This window comes from Nostoc sp. CHAB 5715, assembly GCF_020829685.1.
Classification (GTDB): Bacteria; Cyanobacteriota; Cyanobacteriia; order Cyanobacteriales; family Nostocaceae; genus Nostoc.
Genome location: NZ_JAIVFR010000700.1, coordinates 1 through 4,146, shown reverse-complemented (window position 1 = coordinate 4,146; position 4,146 = coordinate 1). Strand labels below are relative to the sequence as shown.

The 4,146-nt window shown below is 45.0% G+C and carries 4 protein-coding genes; 1 reads left to right on the top strand and 3 read right to left on the bottom strand.

Translation table 11 applies throughout. The features are described 5' to 3' along the window. Together LC574_RS29350 and LC574_RS29345 are read right to left on the bottom strand one after the other, a co-directional pair. Positions 1–252: hypothetical protein (locus LC574_RS29350; RefSeq protein WP_229457146.1), on the bottom strand; the 252-nt coding region annotated here is incomplete at its 3' end. A gap of 223 nt (positions 253–475) precedes the next feature. Continuing rightward, positions 476–2,929, bottom strand: a complete 2,454-nt coding sequence (locus tag LC574_RS29345) for an ATP-dependent Clp protease ATP-binding subunit (protein ID WP_267871713.1) — start codon at positions 2,927–2,929, stop codon at positions 476–478. A 369-nt stretch (positions 2,930–3,298) separates the two neighbouring features. On the opposite strand from LC574_RS29345, the gene LC574_RS29340 reads away from it, so the two are divergent. Next, positions 3,299–3,595: a DUF3288 family protein gene (locus LC574_RS29340; RefSeq protein WP_229457145.1), complete on the top strand. Its 297-nt coding sequence runs from the start codon at positions 3,299–3,301 to the stop codon at positions 3,593–3,595. Between the two features lie 78 nt (positions 3,596–3,673). Here the strand turns inward: LC574_RS29340 and LC574_RS29335 are convergent. Continuing rightward, positions 3,674–4,146 (bottom strand): sensor histidine kinase (locus LC574_RS29335; protein WP_229457144.1); only part of this gene is annotated, 473 nt, incomplete at its 5' end.

Here is a 4,146-nt window from a genome sequence, read left to right as displayed (position 1 = left end):
ACAACAATATGATTGAAAACCAGAACTTGCCTGTTTTATACCAACTTCTAACGAGGTACGAGCTACAGAATTTTCCCATATCCAAAGTTCTCTTTCTGGAATGTTTACAACTGGGTCTAGCAGAATTTGTCCTGCGTCATTGATGAGGACTCGGTAGCTCTTTGCTTTGGCAACAGTACCCAAGGTTAATCGTCCTTTTTCATCAGTTATGACAGTATCTTTAACTATGTGGAAGTTCTGATTTTCAATCATATTGTTGCTATGTCCTAAACTCATTATAAACAGGTGTGGGTAGGTGAGTATTGCCCACTAAAGAGGAATTGCATAAAAAACCCCTAGCATTTCTACTAGGGGTGAAAGATATAATACCATTTCACTTGATGTTTGTCGGAGATGCCCCTGCTTGTGCCTCTACTTAAACGAGAGGCTGGAGTGTTTCTCAAATATTACAGCAAAAAGCGATCGGGTATAAATATTAGCCAACATTTGCCAAGAGCAATTCTCGTTTTTCTGATTTTCGTACTCTTACCTGAGAGTCATCATCAACATCAACGATCACTGTATCTCCATCTGTAATTTCACCAGACAGCATTGCTTCGGCGAGAGAATCTTCTAGGAGGCGCATAATTGCGCGGCGTAATGGTCTAGCACCATAACTGGGGTTGTAGCCTTCTTGTACTACACGGTCTTTGAAGCGATCGCTAACTTCTAAGATAATTCCCTTTTCCGTCAAGCGATTAGCAACATCGCGGAGCATAATCTCAGCGATTTGCTTCACTTCATCCCTAGAAAGCTGGGTGAAGACGATAATTTCATCGAGACGGTTAAGGAACTCAGGACGGAAGTAAGCTTTCAATTCCTCATTTACCAAGGTGCGGATACGGTTATAACTAGCGTCGGCTTGAGTGTCGAAGTCAAAGCCTAAACCACTACCGCCTTTTTCAATCACCTTAGAACCGATGTTGGAAGTCAAAATGATCAGCGTGTTCTTGAAGTCCACTTTCCGACCTTTGGCATCGGTAAGATGACCGTCATCCAAGATTTGCAGTAGCATATTGAATACATCGGGGTGTGCTTTTTCGATTTCATCGAATAGCAACACTGTGTATGGTTTCCGCCGCACGGCTTCTGTAAGCTGTCCGCCTTCATCGTATCCCACATAACCAGGAGGCGAACCGATTAGCTTGGCGACGGTGTGGCTTTCCATGTATTCGGACATATCTAGGCGAATCATCGAGTCTTCCGCCCCGAAGAAGTAGGCAGCTAGCGCCTTCGCCAATTCTGTTTTACCGACTCCGGTAGGCCCAGAGAAGATAAAGCTAGCAATGGGACGATTAGGATTCTTCAAGCCGACGCGGGCGCGACGGATACCGCGAGATACAGCCGAGACTGCTTGCTCTTGACCGATGAGCCGTTGATGCAGAGTGTCTTCTAGGTGCAGGAGCAACTCTGATTCAGATTCAGTTAGCTTGTTGACTGGTACGCCAGTCCAAGAGGCAACGATTTGGGCGATGTCTTCTTCGTCAACGACGGTAGAGTTGACAGGTTGATCGTTTTGTGCAAACGTTGCTTGCAGTTGTTCTGCGAGTTTTAACTCTTGGTCGCGTAGTTGTGTAGCTTTGTCAAAATCTTGGACTCTGACTGCTGCTTCTTTTTCTTTGGTAACGCCAGCGAGTTCACGCTTAAGTTCTTTATTGGGAGAACTTTGAGAGTTCCGCAGACGAACGCGAGAACCAGCTTCATCAATTAAGTCTATTGCTTTATCTGGCAAGAAGCGATCGCTAATGTAGCGGTCTGATAATTCTGCTGCTGCTACAAGTGCTGCGTCAGAAATTGTTACTTTGTGGTGCTGTTCGTAAGCGCCGCGCAAGCCGTAAAGAATTTGTACGGTTTCCTCTACTGAGGGTTCCCCGACCATAATCGGTTGGAAACGACGCTCTAGGGCGGCATCGCGCTCGATATGCTTACGATACTCATCAAGGGTAGTTGCACCGATGCACTGGAGTTCACCCCGTGCTAAGGCAGGTTTGAGGATGTTGGCTGCATCCAAACCACCTTCTGTACCACCAGCGCCAACCAAGGTGTGAATTTCGTCAATCACCAAGATGATATTGCCCACAGTGCGGACTTCTTCCACGACTTTTTTGATGCGTTCTTCAAAATCGCCACGGAAGCGAGTTCCAGCTACCAATGACCCCATGTCGAGGCTGATAACTTGCTTGTCTTGCAAACTTTCGGGAACATCCTGGTTGATAATTCGTTGAGCTAGACCTTCTGCGATCGCAGTTTTACCAACTCCTGGTTCTCCAATCAACACTGGGTTATTCTTGGTGCGGCGACCGAGGATCTGGATCGCCCGCTCAATTTCCTTCTGACGACCAACTACGGGGTCGAGTCTGCCTTCTTGGGCTAATTTGGTCAAATTCCGACCAAACTCTTCCATAGTTAACGGTTGGGTACGCTTTTGACTACCACCACCAGCTAAAACTGGTGCATTTTCACCCAAACGGCGAACTATGGCACTGCGGACTGTCTTGAAATCAACTCCTAGATTTTGCAGTACTTTGGCGGCAACACCTTCACCAGCCTCGGTCAATCCCAAGAGTAGGTGTTCAGTGTTAATGTAATTCTGTCCTAGACTATGAGCTTCTTTAAACGATTGCTCGAAGAGGCTTTTTACTTTAGGAGTAAAAGGAATCTCTGGTGGTACAAAGCCAGAACCCCTACCAATAATTTTTTCTACCTCGCGACGTGCATCTTTGAGGGTAACGCCTAATTCCGCCAGCACTTTAGCAGCAACTCCAGTTCCTTCTCCCATCAAACCCAGGAGAATTTGTTCAGTTCCTACAAAATTGTGTCCCAGGCGACGGGCTTCCTCCTGAGCTAACATAATTACTCTAATGGCTTCGGAAGTGAAGTGTTCAAACATAATGGGTTCTTGCTCCCTCGGTGCTTGGACTTTGGGTGAGATAAAATTCACCCTCATCTAAAGTTTTTTGTATTTTCTTAAGAACAATGTAACTTTATTTAAACTTGAGTGGCAGTGGTGAGAGCCGTAAGACATCAGGTGTACTTGCCGTCTAAGAAGAGTTAGGAGTAGACGCGATTAATCGCGTCTGTACAGGAGTTACGAGTTATGATTAAGTAACGAGTAATCAATTTTACAATTACCTTTTGCGTGCAGAAGATTATTTTCTTTTGCCTTTTTTGCTCCTCTGCTCTCGGCTAAACTTAAAAATCAAGACTCATCACTCTTAACTTATAACTCTTAACTCTAACTCCTAACTCAGGACTAACAATGACTGAAGCAACGGCCGGTAAAGACCAACAACATCCTCTTTATAACCGCGATCGCCCCCTTATTGATATTTTACTCGCTCAAGAGGCGACAGACTATAACTTAGCAGAATTAGCTAGACTGCGAATGCGTTATCAAGGGTTTCCAGGGGCAAGAGACATCCAAAAAGACCTAGATCAAGTCTTGCAGCAGTGGGGTTTGACCGAAGCCGAACTTTATGAGAAAACTCGCCAAATTCACAACTTGGGGGGTATTTACAAAAGTCGCGGGAAGAAGGATGAGCAAGACTGGAATTAGGGCAGGGGGCAGGGGGCAGGGGGAGAAAACCAATGACAAATGACAAATGACAAATGACAAATGACAAATGACAAATGACTAACTCAGCAGTGAAATAGCGATCGCTAATTCTGTGCCTTTGCCTAACTCAGATGTCACTGTAAGTTGTCCACCATGTTTTTCTTCTATAATCTGCCGGGAAATGGCTAATCCTAAACCAGTGCCTTTACCTACTGGTTTCGTGGTAAATAAATAATTAAATAGTTTTTGCTTGACATTTTCGGACATTCCCTCGCCATTGTCTTGGATTCGGATCGAGACATGATGCCGATCTTCAGACAAGGTAGTGGTAATTGTGAGGCGATTGGGATTGTCTTTAATTTGTTGGAAACTACGTCCTTTGTTAGATTCTTCTAAGGCATCAATGGCGTTGGCGATGATATTCATAAAAACTTGGTTGAGTTGCCCAGGAAAGCATTCTAATTGAGGTATTTGCCCGTAATTTTTGACTACTTCAATGGCAGGGCGATGCTCATTGGCTTTGACTCGGTGCTTTAGGATGAGTAATGTAC

Bases quoted from the DNA above. Each gene is read 5' to 3' on its own strand.
- LC574_RS29345 (WP_267871713.1), bottom strand. From the start codon at position 2,929: ATGTTTGAACACTTCACTTCCGAAGCCATTAGAGTAATTATGTTAGCT.
- LC574_RS29340 (WP_229457145.1), top strand. From the start codon at position 3,299: ATGACTGAAGCAACGGCCGGTAAAGACCAACAACATCCTCTTTATAAC.